Source organism: Actibacterium atlanticum, assembly GCF_000671395.1.
Taxonomy (GTDB): domain Bacteria; phylum Pseudomonadota; class Alphaproteobacteria; order Rhodobacterales; family Rhodobacteraceae; genus Actibacterium_D; species Actibacterium_D atlanticum.
Map to the genome: position 1 here is coordinate 22,973 of NZ_AQQY01000013.1, position 25,027 is coordinate 47,999.

Below are 25,027 nucleotides of genomic sequence, written 5' to 3' on the forward strand. Positions count from 1 at the left end.
GCGCTCCCGCCGAAACAAAACCCACCCAAACGCTGGACGATGCCCTTGCCCATGAACGCTTATCGCTCTTTTGCGCGCTCGCTTATGTCTAACAGCAACTGGTCACCCGCGACCAAACTGACGCCATCGGTGCTGAAAACCGAGGTCCTGTCAGGCCTGACCGTGGCGCTTGCGCTGGTGCCCGAGGCCGTGGCCTTTGCCTTTGTTGCCGGGGTGCATCCTCTGGTGGGCCTCTATGCGGCTTTCATCGTGGGCCTGATCACAGCGTTGATCGGCGGACGACCGGGCATGATCTCGGGCGCGACGGGCGCGCTGGCGGTGGTGATGGTGGCGTTGGTCGCCGAACATGGGGTTGAATACCTGTTTGCGACCGTTGTCATGATGGGCATCCTGCAAATTCTGGCGGGTATCTTCAAACTGGGCCGGTTTATCCGTCTGGTTCCTCATGCGGTGATGCTGGGTTTTGTGAACGGTCTGGCGATCGTGATCTTCTTGGCGCAGCTCTCGCAGTTTCAGGTGCCGGGCACGGCCGAGGCCTCGGGCCACGGCATGTCGGGTGGTGAATGGCTCTCGGGCATGCCGCTGATCATCATGCTGGCGCTGGTGGCGCTGACCATGGCGATCGTCTGGCTCTTGCCCAAGGTTACCAATGTGGTGCCCGCGCCGCTGGCGGGCATCGTCATCGTGGCGCTGATCGTGATCGGCTTTGGCATTGATGTGCCGCGTGTGGGCGATATGGCCTCGATCGAAGGTTCCTTGCCGCCGTTCCACATTCCGGCTGTGCCGCTGACGCTGGAAACCCTGCAAATCATCACCCCCTATGCGGTGATCCTTGCCGCGATTGGCTTGATTGAAAGCCTGCTGACCCTGAACCTGGTGGGTCAGATGACCAACCGCGTCGGCGGCGCCAGTCAGGAATGTGTGGCGCAGGGCGTGGCCAACACCGTGACCGGCTTCTTTGGCGGCATGGGCGGCTGTGCGATGATCGGTCAGTCGATGATCAACGTGAAGTCGGGGGCCCGTACCCGGATTTCGGGCATCGTCGCGGCGCTGTTCCTGCTCAGCTTCATCCTGTTTGCCTCGCCGCTGATCGAACAAATCCCGCTGGCTGCGCTGGTCGGTGTGATGTTCATGGTGGTGATTGGGACGTTTGCGTGGAACAGTTTCCGCATCATGCGGGTGTCCACTAAATTCGCCACCTTTGTCACCATCCTCGTGACTGTCGTCACCGTCTATTACGATCTGGCCACCGCCGTTGTAGTTGGCGTGATCGTCTCGGCGCTGCAATACGCCTGGGTCAATGCCTCGCGCATCTCGGCGCGTCAAACCATCAATGACGATGGCGCCAAGGTCTACGAGATCAACGGCCCGCTGTTCTTTGGTTCTGCCGAAGGCTTCTCGCAGCTGTTTGATCCGGCGGGTGACCCCGATCAGGTCATCGTTGATTTCGCCGAAAGCCGGGTCGCGGACCAATCGGCGCTGAACGCGATTGAGGGCGTGGCGGCGAAATACCACGAGGCCGGCAAAGAGCTGCACCTGCGCCACCTGTCGCCTGACTGTACCAAGCTGCTGACCCAGACCGGGCTGATCATCGACGAAAGCGACGATGACCCGGACTATCAGCTGGCCGCGCATTACGAGGTCAAAACCGGCCTCTTTGGCGGCGGGCACTAAGCGTCAGTTCAGATCTGGATGCAGGCCACCGGATCGTTTGCGATCCGGTGCGCGCCTGACCTTGCTGTTCCGGGCCGGTCGCGACGCCTTTGACTGGGGTAAACGGTACCGTTTGATCCGCGCATCGCGTATGCATGGAATGTGCATCGGATGTGCATGGGATGTGTATCGCCCAAAATCAGGGTTTCTGGCCGGGTCGGTTCAGGCTGATCAGATCACGCACCACGGCGTAATCGCGATAGCCTAGCCGCGCCATCGGGTTGTATTTTAGCACGTCAAAGCGCCCGTCCTCCAGACAGCCGTCTGCGATGTGGATGCCGGTGACCTCGCCCAGCATCATGAAATTGTTGTCGCCCTCAAGAGGGATGACCTGCGTCAGCTTGCACTCCAAAGCGGCGGGCGCAGCGGCGACACGCGGGCAGTTGATGGTTTCGCATTCGGCTTTTTCCAGCCCCGCCAGATCAAACTCGTCCTGCTCGCGCGCGACCATCGCAGACGAGGCATTCATTGCGTCACGCAGCGCGTAAGACACGATGTTCACACAGAAAACTCCGGTATCGCGGATATTTCCCGCGCTATCCTTGGTGTCGCCGCGATCCGGTTTGGTGCTGGTGGAACTGAACATCACCTGCGGCGGGCTATAGGCTACCGCGTTGAAGAAGGAATAGGGCGCAAGGTTGTCGCGCCCGTCCGCGCCACGGGTCGAAATCCAGCCGATAGGGCGGGGCGAGACGATGGCGGAAAACGGATTGTGCGGCAGGCCGTGGCCGTCTTGAGGTTGATAAAACATGATGCGCGCTCCTGCAGGGTTTGCCCAACACCTACCCGCGTGTTAGGGCCGTTGCCAAACTGTATTTCTGAGGCACACGCGTGTTTGAACTGACGGCAGAAACGCCAGACGACTGGTGGGAGGTAGAGGCGCTCTATGACCTGTGCTTTGCACCGGGTCGCGAGGCGCTGTCGTCTTATCGTTTGCGCGATGGGGTCGACCCCGTTGCACCACTGTGCCTGTGCGCCCGGGATGGCGACGGCATTCTGGCGGGTGCGATCCGGTTTTGGCCGGTGCAGGTGGCAAACGACACCGCGCTGTTGCTGGGCCCCATCGCGGTACACCCGACCCATCAGGGCGAAGGATTGGGGGCGCTGTTGATCCAAGACGGGTTGCAACGTGCCGGGGCTCTGGGCTGGGAGCGGGTGATCCTTGTCGGGGATGCTCCCTATTACGGACGGTTTGGCTTTGTCCGCCTGAACGGGGTAGAAATGCCCCCCCCCACCAACCCGGATCGGGTATTGGGCGTGGCCCTAAGCCAAGACGCGTGGAATGGGGTGCAGGGCCGTGTAACGCGGATCAAACCTGCCTGACCCTTGCACGCCCTGACGCGCTTCCCCATGTTTATCCCATGGACACAACAGATGTGATCGTCGCGCCGCAGCTCGAGCGGCAGCTGGATGACCTTGCCCGCCGTTATCGTCGTGCGGGCAACCCCGGTTTGCAATTGCTGGTGATGCTGGGCGGGCAGGCCGAGAACCTGCTGGAACGCCTGCCAGATAGCGCCAAAGGTCGGCTCGAAGAGGCCACCCTGCGCGCCTTGCAGATCGCGACCGATGCCGCCGCAGGCTCGCGCGCCGGCGCGGTGCCAGACGGCCCGGATTGGGCCCATGCGCTGGCCACAACCGCCATGGGCGCGGCAGGAGGCATGGGCGGCTTGCCCACGGCCTTGGCGGAACTCCCGGTGACCACCACGACCTTGCTGCGCGCGATTCAGTCCATTGCCGCCCAGCACGGGTTTGACACCGACGACCCGGACATTCGCGCTGCCTGTTTGCAGGTCTTCGCGGCAGCAGGCCCGCTGGCCGAAGATGATGGGGCTGATATGGGGTTTCTGGCCGTGCGCGTTACGCTGACCGGTCCGGCAACGCAAACCTTGCTGACCCGCATCGCGCCGAAACTGGCGGCGGCTTTGGGCAAGAAACTGGCCGCACAGACCGTGCCCGTGATTGGCGCCGCGGCGGGGGCCGCTGCCAACCTTGCCTTTACGCGCTACTATCAGGAAATTGCCCATGTTTCTTTCGGGCTAAAGGCGTTGGCCCGCGATACCGGTCAGCCCGAGGCACTGCTGACCGACGCCCTGCGCAGCCGCATGGCGCCGGTTGGGATCAAGCGTTAAACCGCCCAGCCGTTACTACGCATCCATTCCATGACGGCCGGGCGCACAGATTGGGCGCCCTCTTCGCAGGCTTTGTCGATGACGGCGCGGGCCTCGGCAAGATCGGTGTGGCGCAGCATATGTTTGACCGGCCCGATCGAGGCGGGGCGCATGGACAGGGTCCGCAGACCCATCGCCGCAAAACAGACCGCTTCCACCGTGCGGCCTGCATCTTCGCCACAAAAAGAAACGGCTGTGCCGCATTCGTTGCAGCGATCAACGATCTGGCGCAGGAAGGTCAAAAAGCTGACATTCAACGTGTCATAGCGGCGGCGCACGCGCTCGTTTTCACGATCCGCAGCAAAGAAGAACTGTTTCAGATCGTTGCCGCCAATCGAGATGAAATCGACCATCTGAAAGAACTGTTTGGGGGCGAAGGCCAGACTGGGCGTTTCCAGCATCGCGCCAACCTCAAGGGTTTCCGGCACCGGGCGGCCCATGCGTTGTTCGTGATCGCACATATCCAGCAGGTTGGTGCGGGCCTCGATGAACTCTTCCATCTGGGCCACAAAGGGGAACATGACCGTCAGATCGCGTCCGGCAGCGGCACGGATCAGCGCCTGCAACTGCATGCGCATCACGCCCGGTTTGTCCAGGCCGACGCGGATTGCCCGCCAGCCGAGCGCCGGGTTCGGCTCGTCTTGCGGCTTCATATAGGGCAGTACCTTGTCCGACCCGATATCCAGAGTTCGAAATGCCACGCGTTTGCCAGCCGAGGCATCCAGCACCTTGGCATAAAGCGCGGCCAGCTCGTCGCGTCGGGGGACTTTGTTGCGGACAAGAAACTGCAGTTCCGTGCGAAACAGCCCCACGCCTTTGGCACCTGAACTGTCCAGCGACGGCAGATCGGCCATCAGCCCTGCGTTCATATGCAGCGCAATGGTGGTGCCGTCGCGGGTTGTGGCCTCTTTGTCGCGGATCGAGGCATAGCGTTCCTGCGCTTTGGCCTGCATCGCCATCTTGTCGCGAAAGGCGGCGGCAACCGTATCTTCGGGGCGCAAATGCACGATGCCCTGATCACCATCGACAAGGATGTGATCCCCGTTCAGGGCTTCGGTCGTGATGCGCTCTGCATGGATGACCAGCGGGATCGCCCAGGCGCGCGCGACGATGGCCGCGTGGCTGCCGACTGAGCCTTCCTCAAGCACGATGCCCTTCAGCTTTCGGCCATATGACAGCAATTCCCCCGGGCCGATATTGCGCGCCACAAGGATCGGGTTCTTGGGCATTTCGGCCCCGGTTTCATGACCCTGACCTGTCAGAATGCGCAGCAGGCGGTTGGACAGATCATCCAAATCCTGCAGACGCTCGCGCAGATAGGCATCTGGCACAGTTTGCAGCCGGGCCCGGGCCAGAGACTGTTCTTTTTCAACCGCCGCTTCGGCGGACAACCCGCGGTCGATGTCTTCCAGCATCCGGCGCTTCCAGCCGCGTGAATTGGCGAACATCCGGTAGGCTTCCAGCACCTGAACCTGTTCGCTGTCACCAGTGGATGCGGTGGACAGCATGTCATCGACAGATACCCGGAGGTCGTCAATCGCGGCTTCCAACCGCTCGCGTTCTTGCTGCGGGTCGTCGGCGACGGGGTTGGTGATGACGACGCGCGGCTCGTGCAGCCAGACCCGGCCCGAGGCGGTGCCCTCTTGGGCGGATCCGCCGCGCAACAGAACCGAGCGCTGGTGCAGGGCCGACATGGCGGCCTCGTCGCCGACAAAGGCGCCCAGCTCTGTCATTTCGGCCAGCACCATGGCCACGACTTCCAGCGCGTACACCTCATCTTCGGAAAACTCGCGGGCGTCTTTGGACTGTACCACAAGCACGCCCAACCGTTCGCCCAGCCGCTGAATCGGCACGCCCAGAAACGAGGAATAAATTTCCTCGCCGGTTTCGGGCATATAGCGGAAGCCTTTTTCCGATGGGGCATTGCCGGTGTTGACGGCCTGGGCCGACAAGGCGACCCGCCCCACAAGGCCTTCGCCCACGCGCATACGGGTTTTGTGCACGGCCTCGGCGTTCAGGCCTTCGGTGGCGCACAGTTCCAGCGTGTCTTCATCGCGAAACAGATAGATCGAGCACACCTGCGTGCCCATCGAATCCGCAATCAGGTGGGTGATGCGGTCAAGCCGTTCCTGCCCTTCGCCTTTTTCGGCAAGGGTATCGCGCAGCCGACGAAGAAGCTTCCGGCTTTCGCTTTCAAGATGGTCGGGCATTTGGCCCTTTCAATCAGCCTGCGTTTTCGAGTTCGAACGCATCATGAAGGGCTTGCACCGCAAGTTCCATATATTTCCGCTCGATCAGCACGGAAACTTTAATCTCAGAGGTTGTAATGACCTTGATGTTGATCCCCTCAGAGGAGAGTGCTTGGAACATTTTGGCGGCAACACCGGCGTGGCTGCGCATGCCGATCCCCACAACCGAGATTTTTGCGACCTCGGTATCGGCGACCAGACCGTGGAAGTTGATCTCGCCGTCTTCCTTGGCTTTGGTCATGGCCTGTTCGGCGCGGGCCACCTGATTGGTGGGGCACGAGAAGGTCATGTCGGTGCGACCGTCTTCGGAAATGTTTTGCACGATCATGTCGACATTCACCCCCGCTTCAGCCAGCGGGCCAAAGATGGCGGCGGCGATGCCGGGGCGGTCAGCGACCGAAACCAGGGTCATTTTTGCTTCGTCGCGCTGATAGGCGACACCTGAAACTACATTGCTTTCCATGATTTCCTCCTCGGCGCAGACCAGCGTGCCGGAATTTTCGTCAGTTTCTTCAAAGCTCGACAGTACGCGCAGGCGGACGTTGAACCGCATGGCCAGCTCAACCGAGCGGGTTTGCAGAACCTTGGCCCCCAGAGAGGCCAGTTCCAGCATTTCCTCAAACGCGATCTTATCGAGTTTCTTGGCTTTGGTCGAAATCCGCGGATCCGTGGTATAGACCCCGTCCACGTCCGTATAGATATCGCAGCGTTCCGCATCAAAGGCGGCGGCAAAGGCCACGGCGGTGGTATCGGACCCACCCCGGCCCAATGTTGCAATCCGGCCTTCGTCCGTAATGCCCTGGAACCCGGCAACGACGGCCACTTTCATGCCCTCGGCGAATTTGGCGTCGATATTGTCGCGCGGGATTTCCTCGATGCGGGCGGCGGAATGGGCGCTGGAGGTTTTCAGCGGCACTTGCCAACCCTGCCAGCTGCGCGCGGGCACATCCATGTTTTGCAGGGTCAGCGACATCAGACCGGCGGTGACGTTTTCACCCGAACTGACCACGGCGTCATACTCGCGCGCGTCGTACAGGTGCGAGGTTTCCTCGACCCAGCCGACCAACTCGTTGGTTTTGCCCGACATGGCCGAGACAATGACGATCACGTCATAGCCCCGTTCCACTTCGCGTTTCACTTTCTGGGCGGCGTTTTTGATCCGCTCCAGATCGGCAACCGAGGTGCCGCCGAATTTCATCACCAGAATAGGCATGGCTTGCCCCTGCACTTCATTTTGTCCGGGATGCTCTAGGTCAAGCGGGGGGCAAGAGCAAGGGCAGGGGCCTTAATAGGCATAGGTTTCGCCGTCCCAGCTTTCAAAACAGCCGGTGTTTTGCATGTTCAACGCGTCAAACCGGGCGATCAGCCCTGCGGCGGCTTCCTGCACCGAAATCTCGGCTGCGTCCGATCCCATGTCGGTGCGCACCCAACCGGGATGGTAAACGCCGACCGGGATGTTCAGGCCGCGCAGGTCTGTGGCAAGGTTGCGGCCAAGGTTCAAAACGGCGGCCTTGGAGGCGCGATAGATATACGAGCCGCCGGGCGCACGACTGGTCGCGCCCATGTTCGACCCTATGATTGCGATTTTGCCGGCCTTGGCCGCCTGCAGGTTGGGCAGCAGGTTCTGCGCTGTCAGAAACACGCCGGTGACATTCACGGCGAAAGTGTCAGCCCACAGATCGGCGGCGTAGCCTTCGGCCAGTTCGTGATCTTTGTCCAGATAGACACCTGCGTTGCACACGACCAAATCAAGCCCGGCCCCATCCAGTGCCCGTGCCAAAGCGTCATGAGATGTTGGCTTGGTGACCTCAAGGTTCAGCCACGTCACGCCGTCGATGTCGGGGTGATCTGTGCCGCGTGCTGTGGCCAGTACCGTGTCGCCACGCGCCGCAAGGTCGCGGGCCAGCTGTAATCCGATCCCACGGTTAGCGCCTGTTATAAGGACATGCATCAGTTTGTCTTTCGATTGGGGGCAAAGGGCAGGGGGGCGATGGGCACCCCGTCTTCAATCAGCTTTTTGGCGTCGTCCAGCTTGGCTTCGCCATGGATCGCGCGTTCAGGCGCTTCGCCGTCATGCATGGCACGCGCTTCGGTGGCGAAACTGTCTCCGACATAGTCAGAGTTTTCTTCGACATGTTTTTTCAGGTCGGCTATGGCTTTTTCGGCCGGGTTTGCTGGCGTCGACAGGGGGTTTTCAGAAACAGTGTCTGGCTGAGTATTGGATTTTGCCCCGATGTTGGGGGCCATCAGGCTTTTGGTGACCGCAGTGTCGCCGCACATTGCACATTCGACCATGCCGCTGGCGTGCAGCTTGTCAAACGCCTCAGCGGATTGGAACCAGCTTTCAAACTGGTGGCCTTGTGTGCATTTCAATGCGTAGCGGATCATGCTTTTACCCTAGTCTGCGCTCTAGCTAAGCATAAATCGAGAAGCCATCAATGGGCCAATTGTCCTACCAGTGCAGCAGCGACGGATCAAATTTTCTGATGATCTGGGCCAGTTCTGGCTCGCGTACACGGGCGGCGGCCTTTTTACGCGACATCCATTTGACCTTACGTTCGCCCTTTTCCGGGAAATCTGGCGAGCGGCTTTTTACCCGCAGGGCAAAGACCGAAACGACACAGGGCACCGACCCGTCATCGGGGAGCACTTTGTCGTACGAAAACATACCCTGCACGGTGGGGTGAATGCGGCCTTTGACGCCCGCTTCTTCCCAGGCTTCTTCGGCAGCCGCCTGTGCCGGGGTCATGCCGTCCATCGGCCAACCCTTGGGGATGATCCAGCGTCTGGTGTCGCGGCTGGTGATCATCAGGATTTGAGGTTTGTCTTTGACAACACGATAGCACAGGGCCGCAAATTGCGTGCGCGCGTGGCGCTTTTGGCCGCGCGCCACCTTCATGGGCATTTGCGTCGTCCGGTGCATGTTCATACTACTCAATCCTTGCCCCTGTTTCGCTGCCAGAGGTCCTCCGCGCGTATCTATAGGCTGAAATGGTCGTCGATGCAAAGCACAGCCAGATGACAAGACGCGAAGTTCGTTGGGCGCAATCAGAGTTTGAGCAGTTTCGCCGCGATGGGTTTAAGCCGGTCAGGGGCGTGCAGCTCTCCGGCGACTTCGCGTGCCTGGGCTGCCATATGGTGGCGCGCGCCGGTGTCGAGGCTGAGCAAAGACTGGGTCAAGTCTTTGGCCGAGGCCACGCGCGTCACGGCCCCGGCCGCGTCCAGTGCGGCATAGGGCTCGGCGTAGTTTTCCAGATAGGGCCCGTGCAAGACAACACAGCCATGGGCGATCGGTTCAAACGGGGTATGCCCGCCCTTGGGCACCAGCGATCCTCCGACGAAACACAGGCTGCTAAGTTCGTACCACAGGGCCATTTCCCCAAGCGTATCCGCCAAAAACACTTGCTTGCCCGGCGGCTCTGCCCGGGAACGTCGGGTAAAGCTTAGCGCGCGTTCGCGGATCAACTGCGCCACTGCGTCCGAGCGTTTGGGGTGGCGCGGGGCAAGGATAAGGCGCAGATCTGGGCGGAATTCCAGCGCGGTCTTGAACGCGTCCAGAACGATGGCTTCTTCGCCCGGATGGGTCGAGGCCGCCAAAACTGTGCTGTCGCGGGGCAAAATCTGGGCATAGGCGTCAAACAGCGCCTTGTCGAAAGCTCCCGGTGCGGTGCGCGATTTCAGGTTCACGATCGGCCCGATGGCAGATTTGTCGACCCCCAGCGCAGCGAACCGCGCCTGCGAAGCCGCATCCTGCGCGCAGAACATATCAATCAACCCCATGACCTGCGATGCCAATCCGGGCAGGCGCGCCCAGTTGGTTGCGCTTTTTTCCGACATCCGGGCCGATACAACCGCGACGGCCCCGCCGCGCGCCTGCATCATCGCCATGCGATTGGGCCACAGCTCGTTCTCTATGACGATCAGCAGGCGCGGGTTGACGGCGCGCAGGAAGCGTTTCAGCACCCAGCGCAAGTCCAGTGGTGCCAACTGCACCTGCGCACGTTCCAAGGCCCAGCTTTGAACCATCGCGCAGGCGGTTACGGTGTTGCAGGTGATTAACAGGCGCAGCTTGGGATCGCTGTCCAGAAGCGCATCAATCAAGGGTTTGGCGGCGGTCAGCTCTCCGTTAGAGGCGCCGTGTACCCAAACAGGTGCCGCGTTTTCGGTTTGACCGAACCGTTGCGCGCGCTGGGCCGGGCCTTCACGCCACAGCCGCCATGCCAGCACTGGCATGCATATGGTCAACAAGAGGCGATACAGAAACACGAGGGGCAGGACGGTCTGTTGTTAGGGGTGGTCTCAGACCTACGCCGACGCGCAGCGGCTGGCAAGTCAGCCGCTGCGTGCAGGGGCGTGTTCGAACAGATCAAACGTCCTTTCGAAGAACGAATTCTGGACATCGGCCCGCTCCATCATGATTTCGTGGCGCGCACCGGGGAAATCTTTGTATTGGCCTTTGCTCCAGCGTGCCATGCGGTGTTTCACGGCGCTGTTGGTCACGATCTCTTCATCCGCGCCGGTAAAACCGATGGCGGGGAGGTCGGGCGAGGGCATCTTTTCCAGCGCCGCCATTTCGGCAAAAGCCTCGGTGGCCCATTGCAGTGTCGGCGCGCCCAAGGCCAGCTCTGGGTGGGCCGTCGTCTGGGCCTGCATAAAGGCCAGCGCCTCGGCATCCGAGGTCAGGGTGTTGCCTTCGAAGGGGGTGGTTGCGGCATAGCTTGTCGCCCCTTCATTGCCCGGCACATAGAGCCGCCCCAGCCCGGTATGGCTTAGGGTGTGGGCCAACAGGCGCAGAGGTTTTGCAACAGGCAGACCCCACATTGGCGCCGAGAACACGGCCGCCCGCACTTTCAGGCCCTCCATCACAGCGCGCAAACCGATGCAGCCGCCCATGGAATGGGCGATCAGGTATAATTTGTCAGCATCAAGCCCCAGCTTGGGAAGGGCCGCAATCACGGCGTCCAGGTCCATCTGGTAGTCGGTGAACTGCGTTACATGGCCTTTGTTGGGGTCATCCAGCAGCCGATCAGCCAAACCCTGTCCGCGCCAGTCAATCGCCAGCGTGGCATATCCCCGTGCCGCTAGAATCCGCGCCACGCGGCCATATTTCTCTACAAACTCGGTACGACCGGGAAGCAGCAATACCGTGCCCTTCTTGGCTTGTCCCCACAGAGAGATGCGAATGCGCACCCCGTCTCGGGCGGTCAGCCAAAAACTGCGTGCATCTTCCGGCCCATCGGCGATGTCGCTAGAAAAAGGAGCGTTTTCCAAGGGTTCAGATTACGACAGTACGCCGGCCAGTTTCATCGCCAGACCCATGTCACCGTCAACTTTCAGCTGCCCCGACATAAAGGCCATTGTCGGATTGGTCTCGCCCGACAGCATGCCTTCGAACACGTCTGCGGCGGCGGTCAGCGTGACCTCGGCCTCTTCGTCGCCCGCGCGCACGCCCGATTCATCCAGCATGATCGCACCTTCGTCTTCAATCACGAACTTGGCGACCCCATCAAACGTGCCGGTTACCTTTTCGGTCAGTGCCTCAACCGCTGCAGTGATCATGTCGCTCATCACAATTCTCCGAATTTCTGCGCGGCACCTTGGTTTTCGCCGCCCATGCGTTACTGTTACTCCTGTTATGGGTAGGCAACAGAAGTTTCTCAATCGTGTCGTTGCGGCATTTGTGCCGATGAGCATAGCTATGCCGATTTGGGCCGACACGTCCACCGTTCAGGACTTGCTGGACCAACTGGCCAAGCCGGAACTGCCCAATTGGCAGATGGTTGAAGACGCGATCTGGACCGAATGGTCCAAGTCCGGGTCGCCGTCCATGGATCTGTTACTGCAGCGCGGGCGCACGGCAATGGAAGAGGGCGACTTTGGACAGGCGCTGGAGCATTTCAGCGCGCTGGTCGATCACGCCCCTGATTTCGCGGAAGGCTATAACATGCGCGCGACGGCCTATTTCAATCTTGGTCTCTATGGGCCGGCGACCCATGACATCGGCACGGTTCTATCCCTGAATCCCGATCATTTTGGCGCGTTGACCGGCCTTGGCGCAATTTTGGAACAGTCCCAGGATGCCGACCGGGCCCTGGCGGCCTATCGCGCTGCGGCTGCTATACATCCGCATGATCCCGATCTAAAAAGCGCCATAGAGCGGCTTGAAGAGCAGGTCGAAGGTATCGATCTTTAGGCCAGACGGACACGAAGGCAATTCCATGCAACAGCGCGGGCAGGTGACGGCGGTCTTGGGACCGACGAACACCGGCAAGACCCATTACGCCATCGAACGGATGCTGGCGCATCGCACCGGGGTTATCGGCCTGCCGCTGCGCCTTTTGGCGCGCGAGGTCTATGACCGCATTGTTGCCCTGCGCGGGCCGTCGGTTGTGGCGTTGCTCACCGGCGAAGAACGCATCATCCCGCCGCGTGCGCAGTATTGGGTTTGCACCGTCGAGGCGATGCCGCAAGACAATGGCGCAGATTTTCTGGCCATTGACGAGATTCAGCTCTGTGCTGACCCCGAACGCGGGCACGTGTTTACCGACCGGCTGCTGCATGCGCGGGGATTGCATGAAACGCTGTTTCTTGGCTCGGACACGATGCGCAGCGCGATTGCCGCGCTTGAACCGCGCGCCCAGTTCATGCGACGCGAGCGGTTCTCGCAACTGACTTATGCCGGGTCCAAGAAAATTTCGCGCATGCCGCCGCGCGCGGCGATCGTTGGGTTCTCGGTTGATAATGTCTATGCCATCGCCGAGCTGATCCGCCGCCAAAAGGGCGGCTGCGCAGTTGTCATGGGGGCGCTCAGCCCACGCACCCGCAATGCGCAGGTGGCAATGTATCAAAACGGCGAGGTCGACTATCTGGTCGCCACCGATGCCATCGGGATGGGCCTGAACCTTGATATCCACCATGTCGCCTTTTCGGGCCTCAGCAAGTTCGATGGCCGTCGTATGCGCTATCTGGCGCCCAACGAACTGGCCCAGATCGCCGGGCGCGCCGGACGGCACATGCGCGATGGCACCTTTGGAGTGACAGGCGAAGCGCCGCCGTTGGATGAAGATCTGGCCGAGGCCATTGTCAGCCACCGGTTCACCCCGATCCGCAAGCTTAACTGGCGTAACTCGGATCTGGCCTATGGCAGTATTGATCGGCTGATCGCGTCGCTTGAGGAAGGCACGCAGGACGAATGGCTGACCAAAGCGCGCGAAGCCGACGATCTGCATGCGCTGCGTCTTTTGGCCGAGAACCCGGATATTCGGGACCGCGTGCATGGCGGGCCGGATGTCAAACGCCTGTGGGATGTGTGTCGTATTCCCGACTTTCGGGGGATTTCCGCCGGTGAGCACGTAAGTCTCTTGGAACGTATGCACGGTTTCCTGCATGATGGCGGCAGCGTGCCCGAAGACTGGCTGGCACGTCAGATCAAGCGGATCGATAGGACGGAAGGCGACATTGACATGTTGTCGAAACGTCTGGCCTATATCCGCACATGGACTTATGTCGCCCAACGCAAAGGTTGGGTTGACGACGAATTGCATTGGCGCGAGGCGACCCGCGCTGTAGAAGACCGCCTGTCAGATGCATTGCACGGGGCGCTGACAAAACGATTTGTTGACCGGCGCACGTCTGTATTGTTGCGGCGGTTGAAGCAGAAGGAGGGCCTTGTGGCCGAGGTGAACGATAAGGGTGAAGTGACGGTTGAGGGCGAATTCGTCGGCCGTCTGGAAGGTTTCCGGTTCTCGCAGGACAAAAGCGCGACCCCGGACGAGGCAAAAACCCTGCGACAGGCGTCCTTGGCGGCGCTCAAGCCTGAATTCCATCTGCGTGCGGATCGTTTTTACAACGCGCCCGACACTGAATTGGATTTCACCGAACAAGGTGGATTGATGTGGGGCGAGCATGCCGTGGGCAAGCTGGTTGTTGGCGCCGAGGTGATGAAGCCGCAGGTCGAAGCCTTTGTTGACGAAGAGGCCGGCACCGACGTGGCTGAAAAAGTCACCCGCCGCTTGCAGCATTTCATCGACCGTAAGGTGGCCACGCTGTTTGAACCACTGCTGAACATGCAGCGCGACGAGGCGCTGAGCGGCCTGCAACGCGGTTTTGCCTTCCGCATGATCGAAGCGCTGGGCATCATCCCGCGCGACCAAATCGCCACCGAGGTCAAAGATCTGGATCAGGACGCCCGTGGTGCGCTGCGCAAGCATGGTATCCGTTTTGGTCAGTTCACCATCTTCATGCCCCTGTTGCTGAAACCGGCGCCAACGCGTCTGCGTCTGGTTCTGTGGTCCCTGTTCAACAAGCTGGACGAATTCCCCGAAAGCCCGCCGCCGGGCCTGGTGACCATTCCGGTCGTGGATGTACCCGATGGCTATTACACCTTGTCCGGATATCGCCGGGCAGGTGCGCGCGCCATCCGTATCGATATGCTGGAGCGTCTGGCTGATCTGCTGCGCGCGCAGGACAGCCGTGGCGGCTTTGAGGCCAACCCCGACATGCTGTCGATCACCGGCATGACGCTGGAGCAGTTCGCCGATCTGATGGGCGGTCTGGGCTATAAGGCCGAAAAAGGCGAACGCGCCAAGGTCAAAGCTGCGCCTGAGGCGACTGCTGAAGCGGCCGAAGAGGCCCCGACTGAAGAAGCCCCCGCCGCTGAGGCTCCGGCTACCGAGGCCGAGGCTTCCGAGCCCGCCGAGCCTGAAGCCGAGGTGTTCTATACCTTTACCTGGGCCCCGCGCCGTCAGGGGGGCGGTGGCAAGCCGCGCAATGATCGCAATCAAGGGCAAGGCCGTGGCAAACCACGCGGCAAAGGCGGCCCCAAGGGCAAAGGCAAACCGCAGGGGGGTGGCAAGACCTATCAGGCACGCCCGCCCAAGAAAGAAAAGCCTATCGACCCGGACAACCCGTTCGCGGCGGCGCTGATGGGCTTGCGGGATAAGACCTAATTGAGCGACTCGCCTGCACAGATTCGTCTGGACAAGTGGCTTTGGCACGCGCGGTTCTTCAAGACCCGCACCCTCAGCGCCAAGACCGTGTCCGGCGGGCATGTACGGGTGAATGGCACCAAGGTTGGCAAGCCCGCGCATAAGGTTGGTGTGGGCGACACGCTGACCTTCGCGCAGGGGCGCGACATTCGGGTGGTGCGGGTCGTTGCGCCGGGTGAACGGCGCGGGCCAGCGCCCGAGGCACAACAGCTCTATGATGATTTGACGCCGATCAAGGACAGCGTTCCACGATCGCCGCGATATGAGGGTAAAGGTCGCCCGGACAAGAAAGAACGGCGACAGATTCAACTTTTTAAATCAGGGCCGCTTGAATGATGCTTTTAGCTGGTCTAGCTAGACCCTTGATTAAGAATGGACAGCCCGCATGACCTACATCGTCACTGATAACTGCATTGGTTGCAAATACACCGACTGTGTCGAAGTATGCCCGGTCGATTGCTTTTATGAGGGGACGAACACGCTGGTGATTCACCCTGACGAATGCATCGACTGCGGCGTGTGTGAACCCGAATGCCCCGCAGATGCGATCCGCCCGGACACTGAGCCGGACATGGAGAAATGGGTCGAGTTCAACCGTAAATACGCCGAGTTGTGGCCGGTCATCGTATCGAAGAAAGATCCGCTGCCTGACGCCGATGAAAACGACGGCGCACCGGACAAGCTTGAAAAAATCTTTGATCCTGCTCCGGGCGAAGGCGGCTAAGCGATTCGGCCTGTTGGCGCTGCAGAGCAGCGTCTGCGCTTGGCTATTGTGCGCAATTTATTCAATAAATACATGAATTTAACCGCATTGCGGCGGTGCGGCGCTTTAAAAAGCCCGTATTTTTTGCTACATTAATGTAACGAACTTAACTGAATACCTGACCCACCACACGCAGCGCGGCTCGCCTGCGCGGTGGTTTTCCAGCGCCAAAGGGCAGTTCAACCTGAAACTTCGTGTTTTCGGGGCTGTCGGTGTCACTGGGATGAAGTTTGGGGATGAGAGGAAGCCACTGAATGAGCAAGACCAAGAAATCCGAGTTCCGTCCCAACGATTATGTTGTGTATCCGGCCCATGGCGTTGGCCAGATCGTATCAATCGAACAGCAAGAAATTGCGGGGCTTGAGCTGGAGCTTTTCGTGATCTCGTTTGAAAAAGACAAGATGACCCTGCGGGTGCCGACGAATAAGGCGACCGAGATCGGTATGCGTTCGCTCAGCTCGCCCGATGTTGTGTCCAAGGCGATGACCACCCTGAAGGGCAAGGCCAAAGTAAAACGCGCCATGTGGTCGCGTCGGGCGCAGGAATACGAACAGAAGATCAACTCGGGTGATCTGATCGCGATTGCCGAAGTGGTACGTGACCTGCACCGCACGGATGATCAGCGCGAGCAGAGCTATTCGGAGCGTCAGCTTTATGAAGCGGCTCTGGAACGTCTGACCCGTGAGATTGCCGCCGTGGGCGGTATGGACGAGGGCAGTGCCCAGGCGCAGGTCGGAGAAGTGCTGATTTCACGCGCCGCCGCGGCCTGATTGGCCCCCACAGAGAGTTAGAAAGGCCGCGCTTGAGCGCGGCCTTTTTTGTTGTCAAATGGTGCGCGCTTTGCGCGCAAGAGATATCTCGGCGCGGGGCGCCTCGGGCGGGTGGGGTCGCAGCGGTGGTGTTTAACCAGCGCTGTCGCCGGTGGGCGCAGTGCCGCCTTCATCTTGGGTCACCAGCGCGGTTTCGAGTTCTTTGTTCAGTTGGCGCGCACGCGTCAGATATGCGGCGTTTTCTTCCAGTGGAACACCGGGTTTCCACAGGTCAGCCAGTTCGCGCAGCGAGTAGCGGTCGTATTTGTAGAACTCGGTTTCCATTTCATTGGCTTCGAAATCGGTCAGGCCGAGATCTTCGAGCACATATCGCCCGGCCCGCAGCGAGCTGTCGAACATCTCGCGGACAATGTGATCGGCCCCGGCGCGGTAGAGTTCATAAACATGCACCCTGTCGCGTGCCCGCACCACAATGGAGATATCTTCGCGCTCGCGCCGAATATATCTTACCAGCTGGGTGGTTTTCTCCATGTCGTCCAGTGCCACCACCACGACTTTTGCCGAGGACAGGCCGGCAGCGTGCAACAGTTCGGGGCGGGTAGGATCGCCATAAAAGCCCTTAAACCCGAATTTGCGCATCAACCGGATCGTGTTTAGGTCGTGATCCAGAACCGTCGCCCGGTAGCCTGACATTTGCAGCATCCGGTTCACAACCTGCCCGAAACGCCCCACACCTGCGATGATCACCGAGTGCTGTTCGTCGATTTGATCAGGCTCGGGTTGCGTGCCGGGCTGTTGGGTTTCGGCAAGTTTGCGGGCCAGGAAATCGTGCAGGATAAAGAACAGCGGGGTCATCAGCATCGACATGGCGATGATCAGCAGCAGGTTCTGGCTGAGCGTGTGCTCCAGCACATTGGTTTGCAGCGCAAAGCTGACCAGAACAAAGCCAAACTCACCGGCCTGTGCCAGGGCCAGCGTGAACAGCCAGCGATGGTCTCGGCGCAGTTTGAAAAGCGTGGCGATCAGGTACAGGATCAGCCCCTTCGCCACCATCAGGCACAGGGCCAGACCCATGATGTTGACCGGGTTGGCGAACAGAAGGTTGAAGTTGATCCCTGCGCCGACAGTCATGAAGAACAGGCCCAATAGCAGGCCCTTGAAGGGTTCAATATTGCTTTCCAGTTCGTGCCGGAATTCCGAGTTGGCCAGGACCACCCCCGCCAGAAAGGTCCCTAGGGCGGGCGACAGACCGACCGTGATCATCAGGACGGCAATGCCGACCACAATCAGCAAGGCGACGACGGTGAACATTTCGCGCAGGCGGGTGCCGTGGATCATCAGGAACAAGGGGCGCGACAGGTAGCGCCCAATCAGGATCACAAAGGCAACCGCCCCCAGCGTGGCCAGTGTCACCCCCCATGCCGGCATGTCGGCGACGATTGACATCGCCGCGCCGTGCCCGGCATCCCCATGGCCGTCACCATGGCGAGATATCGAACCATCCGGGGCAAAGGTCAAAGGCTGCGCGACCGCCAGCAGGGGCAGCAAGGCGAGCATCGGGATGACGGCAATGTCTTGCGTCAACAATACCGAAAACGTCGCCCGCCCTCCCTCGGTGGGGGCCAGCCCTTTTTCCGTCAGGGTTTGCATAACGATCGCGGTCGAAGACAGCGCCAGAATCAGCCCAACGGCCAGTGCGGTTTGCCAGACCAGCCCGAAGTACCAGGCCCCGGCCATGACCACTCCGGTGGTCAGCACGATCTGTAAGCCACCCATGCCTAACAGCCTGTGGCGCATGTCCCACAAGGCGCGCGGGTCCATCTCAAGCCCGATCAGGAACAGCATCATGACGACACCGAACTCGGCGAAATGTTGCAGGTCTTTGGTTTCAGAGCCCACCAGCCCCAGCACCGGCCCGATCACGATGCCCGCCAAGAGATAGCCCAGCACCGATCCCAACCCCAAACGCGACGCAAGAGGGACCGCGACCACTGCAGCGGTCAGATAAATTGTGGCGATCAGCAGGAAACTTTCCATGGGGTCTTTATGGCCTTGGTATTGGCGGCTTTGTGCGCGTTACGTGTGACATGATCATGTCGCCCCGGCGCGGCTTTGCCAATTGCCCCAAGGTCATTTGCGGCGATTAAGCGCGGAAATTTTATGCGATAGCCTAGCTGTCAGGCATATCCAGCGTGCGGTTGCGGCCGCCTTTCACATAGGTCAGGTAATCATCCCCGATGGAGGCGACCTTGCCCCCGTCCAGACGGTCCCCGACTTTCACCTTCACGAACCGACCCGAAGACAGACGGACAAGCGCGCGCCGGTCCCCGGCACCGCCATACACCCCGATCAGGTTCAGATCGCGCAGGTTGATGCCGTTCTGAAAGGTGGCCTGTTTGGCAACCGAGGCGCTGGTCGGAATCGGCGGGGCGGTCCGCGACGCGGCAGGCACGGCGGCCACCGGCGTTGCGTTGGCCTGTTCTTGCGCGCGCGCGACAGTTTTGGCGAAATCCGTGGGCCGCGCTTTGGGCCGGATTGAGCTGGCCATGGCCATCGGATTGTCTTCGTCGGCGACACTGGGCGCGGTTTCAGCGTCTGCGGGGGCGGTCGCGCCTGCCGGGGCCTCAGGGCGCTCAGGGCGCGGGCGCGGTTTGATTGCGGCCAGTTCCTCGCGGCTGAACCCTCCGGTGGCGGCGCGTTCCTGACGCTCACCCAGATCGATGGGGCGCGGGCGCGGTTTAAAGGCCGCCAACCGGGCCTGTTCGGCGCTGGCCTCGGGCGTCGGCGCTTCGGGGGTGAGTGCGGCGTCTGTTTGCGGGCGTGCGGGCGGCGTGACGGGCGGAGGACCGCCAAACACCTTGTGGCCCTCTGGGGTTAGCGTGCCTTCGGGGCTGGGGCGCACCAGCCCGCGTGCGTCCAGATCAAACCGCTGGCCCAAAAGCGGCGGGGCGGGTTCCGGATCACGCGGCTGATCGGTGTTCAACGAATCCGCCGGAGGCAGCGCGACGGCGTCTTCACCGCGGATCGTCGGATCAATCGCCGCGATATAGAGGTCATCCAGCCCATCCGCCTTTGGGGCGACCGGTGCCTGTGGCGGCAAAACCCAAGCGCCTGTTTCCGCGAAGATGGCTTCGGCGTCCTGTTGGGTCAGCGGGGCAAGCGGGGGCAGTTCTGGTTCCGATGCAGGTGCGATTTCAGCGGGCGACGATGAGTCTTCCGGGGGCAGGGCCGCGATAATCGGTGCCGGGGTGTCGGGCTGATCTTCGGGCAGAAGGGCCACTTCGCGCGTCATGAACAGGGCAGACCAAAGCGCCACCGCCGCCATAACCAGAACCAAGGCAACCGTCAGCATCAGCCCCAAATACCGTGGCCCGCGTGGTTCAGCCTGCGCCTTACGCGCGCCAAACACCGTCAGTGCATCAGCTTCGTCCGCGCCGTGATCCGGCGTTGTGGTGCTGGCCAGCGCGGTGACGCGCGGCAGCGGGGCGGGTTTTGGCGCCGGGGGCGGCGCGGTCGGTTTTGGTGTGGTTGCCTTGCGGGATTTTGGCAGCTTGGGTTTGGGGAGCTTTGCAGCCGCCTCTTTGGCGGCCTTGATATTGGGTACGGCCACTTTGGGAACCGCCACCTTAGGCATCGTCACCTTTGGCAGCGACGGCTTGGGCAGCACGGGCTTTTTGCGGGTTGGGCTGGCCGGGGCAGGCGATACAGCTGGCGTATCCGCCTTGGTGTCTTTGGTCGCAGCCGATTCTTTCTTGGCGACCAACCGCGCTGCGGGGGCGGCTTCGGGCGTTTGATCGGCTGTGACACCCGTGCCGGGCAGCGGACGTGACACGCCGCCAGTGGCCGCGCCAAGGGTCAGCCGGGCCGGGGCCTCGGGGCTGGGCACCGGTTTGGGCGCTTGGTTGGTGTTCCGCCGGGTTGAAAAGCTGGGGCGCAGCTCGGGCGGGGGCAGCGGAGACATTTGCGCTGGCCGAGGTGGTTCGGAGACCGTTTCTTCCTCAGCCTCAGCCTCAGCCTCAGCCTCAGCCTCTGGGGCTGGCTCGGGTGTTTCAAACTCGGTCTCGCCAAAAGGCGCGGGGTCGAACTCGGGCTCAAAATCGAAATCTTGTTGCTGTTCAGACTCTGGCTCGGCTTCGGCATCCGCCGGTGCATCCTGCGCGCTTAACAAAACCGGATTGCGATCACGGTTCACGCTTTCGCCATTCGCCAGCAAGTCAGAGGCGGCAAGGGTTTCGCCGAAATAGGGCTCCCCCGGGAACTGCCCTTCCTGCGGCGCGGCCACAAAGCTGACGGGGTTGAACCCGTGTTCGGTGGCAAAAGCCTCGGCCTCGTCCAAAGTTTCGCGGGCCACGGCGGCAACCTGCGCAACGCCGTCGTTCACTTTGAAATCAAAGACCAGTTCGTTCAGCGCATAAGGCGTGCGCCCGTCCAAAGCCTCTTCCACCTGCTTGGCACGCGTCGCGCGGGTGCCATTGTCTACCTCGGTTTCGAAATACAGAATTTGACTGTCAGGCAGGATCAGCTTGCTGTGCAGCGCGTCTGGTTCCAGCCCCGCCGCGGTATCCCGCAATGCCGCCAGATCACCGTTCAGATCGGCGCTGTCCAGCGCGACTTCGCCCACCACATGCCATTTGCCCTTGGCCCGATGCATCAGGCCAATGCCATCATGCGAAAGGTTGAGGGCAAAACGAGGTTTCATAGCAGTTGGTTTACAGTAGCCCGGGTTGACGATGCATCCCCGGGCTGTCCGGGGTCGCATTGCAGCGAGATATTGCCGACTAAACCCGCCAATGCAAAGGAAAACCTTGCGCGGCGCGTCAAACAGTCAAAGCTTATCGCAAATAAAGGAGAGCCCTATGCGTATTCTGAGTGTTCTGGTGCTTGTTTTGGGTCTGACCTGCCCTGCCTTGGCCCAAACCCCGCCCCCCGCCAGTCTGACCCTGACCGGTACCGGTGAAATAGCTGCCGCGCCTGACATGGCCACGATTACATTGGGGGTGGTGTCGTTCAAACCCACGGCGGCGCAGGCGATGGCGGAAACCTCTGCCAGCACCGCCAAGATTATTGATGCGCTCAAAGCTGCGGGAATCGACGGCGCTGATATGCAGACCCGCGATCTGAGCCTAAATCCTCGCTGGAAGAACCGCCCCTATAAGGCGGGTGAGGCCCCCGAGATCGAAGGTTTCACCGCGTCGAACACGCTGATGGTGCGGGTGCGCGATCTGGACGTGCTGGGTGGCGTGTTGGATCAGGTGGTGCAGTTGGGCGCGAACCAGTTTCGGGGCCTCAGCTTTGGACTGCAAGAACCCGAACCGGCACAAGATGACGCCCGGCGCGCTGCCGTGGCCGAGGCCATGCGAAAAGCCCAGCTTTATGCCGAGGCTGCTGGTGTGACCCTTGGCCCGATCCTGTCGATCTCGGAAACCGGTCGCACCGCCCCACAGCCCGTCATGATGATGGAGGCCGCCCGCATGTCGGCTGACGTCCCGGTTGAGGGCGGAGAAGTGTCGGTCAGTGCCCAGGTCACGATGGTGTTTGCCATAGACCCTTAAACCCATGTGCCCCCCCCCCAAACGTGGGGCGGGGCATGGTTGCATTGATCGTAGAAACGTTATGTTATAACGTAACACCTCTAGAATCGCCTGCGCGATGATCTGGGTCTAGGGTCAGACGCACGCAGGCGGTGAACTGCCATTGAGGAATTGCAACCAAATGAATGATACACGCCTGCCCGTCACGGTTCTCTCCGGCTTCCTTGGCGCCGGGAAAACCACGCTTCTTAACCGTGTTTTGAACAACCGCGAGGGGCGTCGCGTCGCGGTTATCGTGAATGATATGTCCGAAGTGAACATCGACGCCGATCTTGTTCGCGCGGATACGGAACTCAGCCGCACAGATGAAACACTAGTTGAAATGTCGAACGGCTGCATCTGCTGCACCCTGCGTGATGATCTGCTGGACGAGGTGCGCCGCCTGGCGGCTGAAGGGCGGTTCGACTATCTGCTGATCGAATCCACCGGGATTTCTGAACCGCTTCCTGTGGCCGCGACCTTTGATTTCCGTGACGAGTTTGGTGAAAGCCTGTCTGACGTATCCCGGCTGGATACGATGGTGACCGTTGTGGATGCGGTGAACCTGACAAAGGACTTTTCATCGCATGATTTCCTGCGCGATCGCGGCGAAACCATGGGCGAAGAGGACGAGCGCACGCTGGTCCACCTTTTGACCGACCAGATCGAATTTGCTGATGTGGTGATCCTGAACAAGGTTGCCGATGCCGGGGCGCAAAAGGTCGATGCCGCCCGCAAGATCATCCGCAGCCTGAACGCCGATGCCGAGATCATCGAGACCAACCAATCAGACGTCGCCGCCGACAAAATTCTGGACACCGGCCTGTTTGACTTTGAACAGGCGCATGAGCACCCGATGTGGGCCAAAGAGCTGTATGGCTTCAAAGACCACGTGCCCGAGACCGAAGAATACGGCGTTGGGTCCTTTGTCTATCGTGCCCGCCTGCCCTTTGTGCCTGAACGCATTCTGGACGTTTTGAATGGCGAGCTGCCCGGTGTCATCCGCGCCAAAGGGCATTTCTGGATTTCGACGCGCCCTGATTGGGTGGCGGAATTTTCGTTGGCAGGGGCGTTGTCCAGCATCAAACCGTTGGGCACATGGTGGGCCGCGGTCCCCGAAGATCGCCGCCCCGATCACGACAGCGCCCGGGCCTATATGCAGGCCCATTGGCAAGAGCCATGGGGTGATCGCCGCCAAGAGATCGTGTTCATCGGCGCCGGGATCGACTGGCCGACGCTTCAGGCGCGACTGGACAAGTGCCTTGTGCCCGCAGTGGCGGCGCAGGGGCCGGACAACCTGCCTGATTATGTCGACCCGTTCCCGGCGTGGCGCCGGGCCGAGGAGGCGGCATGAACAAAGTTCTACATTTATACACAGATCGCACGGTTCAAGCGCGACGCGTTCTGGTGCTGGCCCCGGTGGACGATCCAGAAGCCGTATTCTAAAGAAACGCCCCGCAAGCGATTGCGGGGCGTCGTCGTTTCATTGTGTTCAGGCGCTTGCAGCAGCCAAAGCCTGATCCAGATCGGCAATCAGATCGTCAGCATCTTCGATCCCGATCGAAATACGCACCACGTTCGGGCTGGCCCCGGCGGCCTCTTGTTGCTCGGATGTCAGCTGCCGGTGTGTGGTCGAGGCCGAGTGGATCACCAGCGAACGCGCATCCCCCAGATTGGCGACATGGCTGAACAACTGAACAGCGTCCACGAATTTGACGCAGCCGTCGTAGCCCGATTTCAGCGCCACGGTGAACAGGCCACCGGTGCCTTTGGGGCAAATCTTTTTGCCCCGCTCGTAATAAGGCGACGAGGGCAGGCCAGCGTAGGTGACGTAGTCTACGCGCGGATCGTTTTCTAACCATGCGGCGACCTTTTGCGCGTTGGCCACGTGCTTCTCCATGCGCAGGCTCAGGGTTTCGATCCCCATCAGCGTGTAATGGGCGCCCTGCGGGTTCATCGTCATGCCCAGATCGCGCAGGCCCACGGCGATGGAGTGGAAGGTAAAGGCCATCGGGCCCAAAGCCTCGCCAAAGACCAGCCCGTGATAGGCGGGTTCGGGTTGGCTGAGCGACGGGAATTTGTCGGTCGCCATCCAGTCAAACTTGCCGCTGTCCACCACGACGCCGCCGGTGACGGTGCCGTTGCCGGTCAGGTATTTGGTGGTCGAATGCACAACCAGCGTCGCGCCCATTTCGATCGGGCGGCACAGGTACGGCGTGGCCGAGGTATTATCGACAATCAGCGGCACCTGCGCTGCGTCCGAAATGGCGGCGATGGCCGGGATGTCGGTCACGTACCCACCGGGGTTGGCGACGGATTCGCAGAACACCGCGCGGGTGTCGTCATCAATCGCCGCTTTCACCGCGTCCAGATCGTCAAAATCGACGAACTTGGCCGACCAGCCAAAGCGTTTGATGGTCTGGCTCAGCTGCGTGACGGTCCCACCATAAAGCCGGGTCGAGGCTACCACATTGCACCCCGGACCCATCAGCGGGAACAGCGCCATGATCTGTGCGGCATGGCCGGATGAACAGCAAACAGCGCCCGCGCCCCCCTCAAGCGCGCAGATTCGGTCCTGCAACGCGGATACGGTGGGGTTGGTCAGGCGCGAATAGATGTATCCAACCTCTTCAAGGTTGAACAGTTTCGCGGCGTGTTCGGAATCGCGAAACACAAAGGCGGTGGACTGATAGATCGGTGTCTGGCGCGCACCGGTGGCCGGATCAGGCGCCGCACCGGCGTGAATTTGTTTGGTATCGAAGCCGTACTCGGGGGCGTCGGTCATGAATTCTCTCCCTTATTTATGC

Annotated in this window: 22 protein-coding genes; 10 read left to right on the forward strand and 12 right to left on the reverse strand. The window is 60.9% G+C overall.

Going from position 1 to position 25,027, the window contains the following annotated elements; genetic code table 11:
* Nucleotides 1-84: 84 nt before the first annotated feature.
* Nucleotides 85-1,674, forward strand: coding sequence for a SulP family inorganic anion transporter (locus tag ATO10_RS14740; protein ID WP_238323518.1), 1,590 nt, complete (start codon nucleotides 85-87; stop codon nucleotides 1,672-1,674).
* Between the two features lie 178 nt (nucleotides 1,675-1,852).
* Here ATO10_RS14740 and ATO10_RS14745 read toward each other — a convergent pair whose 3' ends face one another.
* Complete coding sequence (locus ATO10_RS14745) at nucleotides 1,853-2,464, reverse strand: flavin reductase family protein (RefSeq protein WP_035253044.1); 612 nt, start codon at nucleotides 2,462-2,464, stop codon at nucleotides 1,853-1,855.
* An 80-nt stretch (nucleotides 2,465-2,544) separates the two neighbouring features.
* Here ATO10_RS14745 and ATO10_RS14750 point away from each other — a divergent pair, with 80 nt between their 5' ends.
* Nucleotides 2,545-3,036, forward strand: coding sequence for a GNAT family N-acetyltransferase (locus ATO10_RS14750; protein ID WP_035253047.1), 492 nt, complete (start codon nucleotides 2,545-2,547; stop codon nucleotides 3,034-3,036).
* 38 nt (nucleotides 3,037-3,074) lie between these two features.
* A complete protein-coding gene (locus ATO10_RS14755; RefSeq protein WP_035253051.1) occupies nucleotides 3,075-3,842 on the forward strand; it encodes an EcsC family protein in 768 nt (255 codons plus the stop codon).
* Here ATO10_RS14755 and ptsP read toward each other — a convergent pair.
* From ptsP to ATO10_RS14795, 8 genes are all read right to left on the reverse strand, one after another.
* A complete protein-coding gene (gene ptsP, locus ATO10_RS14760; RefSeq protein ID WP_035253053.1) occupies nucleotides 3,839-6,091 on the reverse strand; it encodes a phosphoenolpyruvate--protein phosphotransferase in 2,253 nt (750 codons plus the stop codon). The genes ATO10_RS14755 and ptsP overlap by 4 nt on opposite strands.
* 13 nt (nucleotides 6,092-6,104) lie before the next feature.
* Nucleotides 6,105-7,343, reverse strand: coding sequence for an aspartate kinase (locus ATO10_RS14765; protein ID WP_035253055.1), 1,239 nt, complete (start codon nucleotides 7,341-7,343; stop codon nucleotides 6,105-6,107).
* 72 nt (nucleotides 7,344-7,415) lie between these two features.
* The gene (locus ATO10_RS14770; protein WP_035253057.1) at nucleotides 7,416-8,081 is read right to left on the reverse strand and encodes an SDR family NAD(P)-dependent oxidoreductase; all 666 of its coding nucleotides are present in this window, start codon (nucleotides 8,079-8,081) and stop codon (nucleotides 7,416-7,418) included.
* On the reverse strand, nucleotides 8,081-8,518 hold the full coding sequence (locus tag ATO10_RS14775) for a DUF1178 family protein (protein WP_035253060.1): 438 nt from the start codon (nucleotides 8,516-8,518) through the stop codon (nucleotides 8,081-8,083). The genes ATO10_RS14770 and ATO10_RS14775 overlap by 1 nt, the downstream gene beginning before the upstream one ends.
* A gap of 64 nt (nucleotides 8,519-8,582) precedes the next feature.
* On the reverse strand, nucleotides 8,583-9,059 hold the full coding sequence (locus tag ATO10_RS14780; protein WP_035253062.1) for an NUDIX hydrolase: 477 nt from the start codon (nucleotides 9,057-9,059) through the stop codon (nucleotides 8,583-8,585).
* A 119-nt stretch (nucleotides 9,060-9,178) separates the two neighbouring features.
* Complete coding sequence (locus ATO10_RS14785) at nucleotides 9,179-10,363, reverse strand: 3-deoxy-D-manno-octulosonic acid transferase (protein ID WP_051598177.1); 1,185 nt, start codon at nucleotides 10,361-10,363, stop codon at nucleotides 9,179-9,181.
* 99 nt (nucleotides 10,364-10,462) lie between these two features.
* The gene (locus tag ATO10_RS14790) at nucleotides 10,463-11,401 is read right to left on the reverse strand and encodes an alpha/beta hydrolase (RefSeq protein ID WP_035253068.1); all 939 of its coding nucleotides are present in this window, start codon (nucleotides 11,399-11,401) and stop codon (nucleotides 10,463-10,465) included.
* Nucleotides 11,402-11,410: 9 nt separating this feature from the next.
* A complete protein-coding gene (locus tag ATO10_RS14795) occupies nucleotides 11,411-11,698 on the reverse strand; it encodes an SCP2 sterol-binding domain-containing protein (RefSeq protein ID WP_035253071.1) in 288 nt (95 codons plus the stop codon).
* Between the two features lie 130 nt (nucleotides 11,699-11,828).
* On the opposite strand from ATO10_RS14795, the gene ATO10_RS14800 reads away from it, so the two are divergent.
* The 5 genes from ATO10_RS14800 to ATO10_RS14820 all read left to right on the forward strand — a co-directional run bounded on the left by ATO10_RS14800 (nucleotide 11,829) and on the right by ATO10_RS14820 (nucleotide 16,650).
* On the forward strand, nucleotides 11,829-12,323 hold the full coding sequence (locus ATO10_RS14800) for a tetratricopeptide repeat protein (protein WP_238323519.1): 495 nt from the start codon (nucleotides 11,829-11,831) through the stop codon (nucleotides 12,321-12,323).
* 25 nt (nucleotides 12,324-12,348) lie between these two features.
* Entirely contained in the window at nucleotides 12,349-15,078 is a 2,730-nt protein-coding gene (locus tag ATO10_RS14805) for a helicase-related protein (protein WP_035253076.1), read from the forward strand.
* A complete protein-coding gene (locus tag ATO10_RS14810) occupies nucleotides 15,079-15,453 on the forward strand; it encodes an RNA-binding S4 domain-containing protein (RefSeq protein ID WP_035253077.1) in 375 nt (124 codons plus the stop codon).
* 49 nt (nucleotides 15,454-15,502) lie between these two features.
* The gene (fdxA, locus tag ATO10_RS14815) at nucleotides 15,503-15,841 is read left to right on the forward strand and encodes a ferredoxin FdxA (RefSeq protein WP_035253080.1); all 339 of its coding nucleotides are present in this window, start codon (nucleotides 15,503-15,505) and stop codon (nucleotides 15,839-15,841) included.
* Nucleotides 15,842-16,134: 293 nt separating this feature from the next.
* Nucleotides 16,135-16,650, forward strand: a complete 516-nt coding sequence (locus ATO10_RS14820; protein ID WP_035253081.1) for a CarD family transcriptional regulator — start codon at nucleotides 16,135-16,137, stop codon at nucleotides 16,648-16,650.
* Nucleotides 16,651-16,782: 132 nt separating this feature from the next.
* On the opposite strand, the gene ATO10_RS14825 is transcribed toward ATO10_RS14820, so the two are convergent.
* Both ATO10_RS14825 and ATO10_RS14830 read right to left on the reverse strand, forming a co-directional pair.
* A complete protein-coding gene (locus ATO10_RS14825; RefSeq protein ID WP_035253085.1) occupies nucleotides 16,783-18,687 on the reverse strand; it encodes a monovalent cation:proton antiporter-2 (CPA2) family protein in 1,905 nt (634 codons plus the stop codon).
* 133 nt (nucleotides 18,688-18,820) lie between these two features.
* Nucleotides 18,821-21,349, reverse strand: coding sequence for a hypothetical protein (locus ATO10_RS14830; RefSeq protein WP_035253087.1), 2,529 nt, complete (start codon nucleotides 21,347-21,349; stop codon nucleotides 18,821-18,823).
* 157 nt (nucleotides 21,350-21,506) lie between these two features.
* On the opposite strand from ATO10_RS14830, the gene ATO10_RS14835 reads away from it, so the two are divergent.
* Both ATO10_RS14835 and ATO10_RS14840 read left to right on the forward strand, forming a co-directional pair.
* The gene (locus ATO10_RS14835; protein ID WP_035253091.1) at nucleotides 21,507-22,202 is read left to right on the forward strand and encodes an SIMPL domain-containing protein; all 696 of its coding nucleotides are present in this window, start codon (nucleotides 21,507-21,509) and stop codon (nucleotides 22,200-22,202) included.
* 160 nt (nucleotides 22,203-22,362) lie between these two features.
* Nucleotides 22,363-23,574 carry a GTP-binding protein gene (locus ATO10_RS14840; RefSeq protein WP_035253093.1) on the forward strand — a complete coding sequence of 404 codons (1,212 nt, stop codon included), beginning with the start codon at nucleotides 22,363-22,365 and terminating at the stop codon, nucleotides 23,572-23,574.
* 138 nt (nucleotides 23,575-23,712) lie between these two features.
* On the opposite strand, the gene ATO10_RS14845 is transcribed toward ATO10_RS14840, so the two are convergent.
* Nucleotides 23,713-25,005: an O-acetylhomoserine aminocarboxypropyltransferase/cysteine synthase family protein gene (locus ATO10_RS14845; protein WP_035253094.1), complete on the reverse strand. Its 1,293-nt coding sequence runs from the start codon at nucleotides 25,003-25,005 to the stop codon at nucleotides 23,713-23,715.
* Nucleotides 25,006-25,027 lie beyond the last annotated feature (22 nt).

Bases quoted from the DNA above. Each gene is read 5' to 3' on its own strand.
- fdxA (WP_035253080.1), top strand. From the start codon at position 15,503: ATGACCTACATCGTCACTGATAACTGCATTGGTTGCAAATACACCGAC.
- ATO10_RS14785 (WP_051598177.1), bottom strand. From the start codon at position 10,363: ATGCCAGTGCTGGCATGGCGGCTGTGGCGTGAAGGCCCGGCCCAGCGC.
- ATO10_RS14805 (WP_035253076.1), top strand. From the start codon at position 12,349: ATGCAACAGCGCGGGCAGGTGACGGCGGTCTTGGGACCGACGAACACC.
- ATO10_RS14845 (WP_035253094.1), bottom strand. From the start codon at position 25,005: ATGACCGACGCCCCCGAGTACGGCTTCGATACCAAACAAATTCACGCC.
- ATO10_RS14820 (WP_035253081.1), top strand. From the start codon at position 16,135: ATGAGCAAGACCAAGAAATCCGAGTTCCGTCCCAACGATTATGTTGTG.
- ATO10_RS14800 (WP_238323519.1), top strand. From the start codon at position 11,829: ATGCCGATTTGGGCCGACACGTCCACCGTTCAGGACTTGCTGGACCAA.
- ATO10_RS14830 (WP_035253087.1), bottom strand. From the start codon at position 21,349: ATGAAACCTCGTTTTGCCCTCAACCTTTCGCATGATGGCATTGGCCTG.
- ATO10_RS14765 (WP_035253055.1), bottom strand. From the start codon at position 7,343: ATGCCTATTCTGGTGATGAAATTCGGCGGCACCTCGGTTGCCGATCTG.
- ATO10_RS14755 (WP_035253051.1), top strand. From the start codon at position 3,075: ATGGACACAACAGATGTGATCGTCGCGCCGCAGCTCGAGCGGCAGCTG.
- ATO10_RS14835 (WP_035253091.1), top strand. From the start codon at position 21,507: ATGCGTATTCTGAGTGTTCTGGTGCTTGTTTTGGGTCTGACCTGCCCT.
- ATO10_RS14740 (WP_238323518.1), top strand. From the start codon at position 85: ATGTCTAACAGCAACTGGTCACCCGCGACCAAACTGACGCCATCGGTG.
- ATO10_RS14840 (WP_035253093.1), top strand. From the start codon at position 22,363: ATGAATGATACACGCCTGCCCGTCACGGTTCTCTCCGGCTTCCTTGGC.
- ATO10_RS14795 (WP_035253071.1), bottom strand. From the start codon at position 11,698: ATGAGCGACATGATCACTGCAGCGGTTGAGGCACTGACCGAAAAGGTA.
- ATO10_RS14770 (WP_035253057.1), bottom strand. From the start codon at position 8,081: ATGCATGTCCTTATAACAGGCGCTAACCGTGGGATCGGATTACAGCTG.
- ATO10_RS14775 (WP_035253060.1), bottom strand. From the start codon at position 8,518: ATGATCCGCTACGCATTGAAATGCACACAAGGCCACCAGTTTGAAAGC.
- ATO10_RS14745 (WP_035253044.1), bottom strand. From the start codon at position 2,464: ATGTTTTATCAACCTCAAGACGGCCACGGCCTGCCGCACAATCCGTTT.
- ATO10_RS14780 (WP_035253062.1), bottom strand. From the start codon at position 9,059: ATGAACATGCACCGGACGACGCAAATGCCCATGAAGGTGGCGCGCGGC.
- ptsP (WP_035253053.1), bottom strand. From the start codon at position 6,091: ATGCCCGACCATCTTGAAAGCGAAAGCCGGAAGCTTCTTCGTCGGCTG.
- ATO10_RS14825 (WP_035253085.1), bottom strand. From the start codon at position 18,687: ATGGAAAGTTTCCTGCTGATCGCCACAATTTATCTGACCGCTGCAGTG.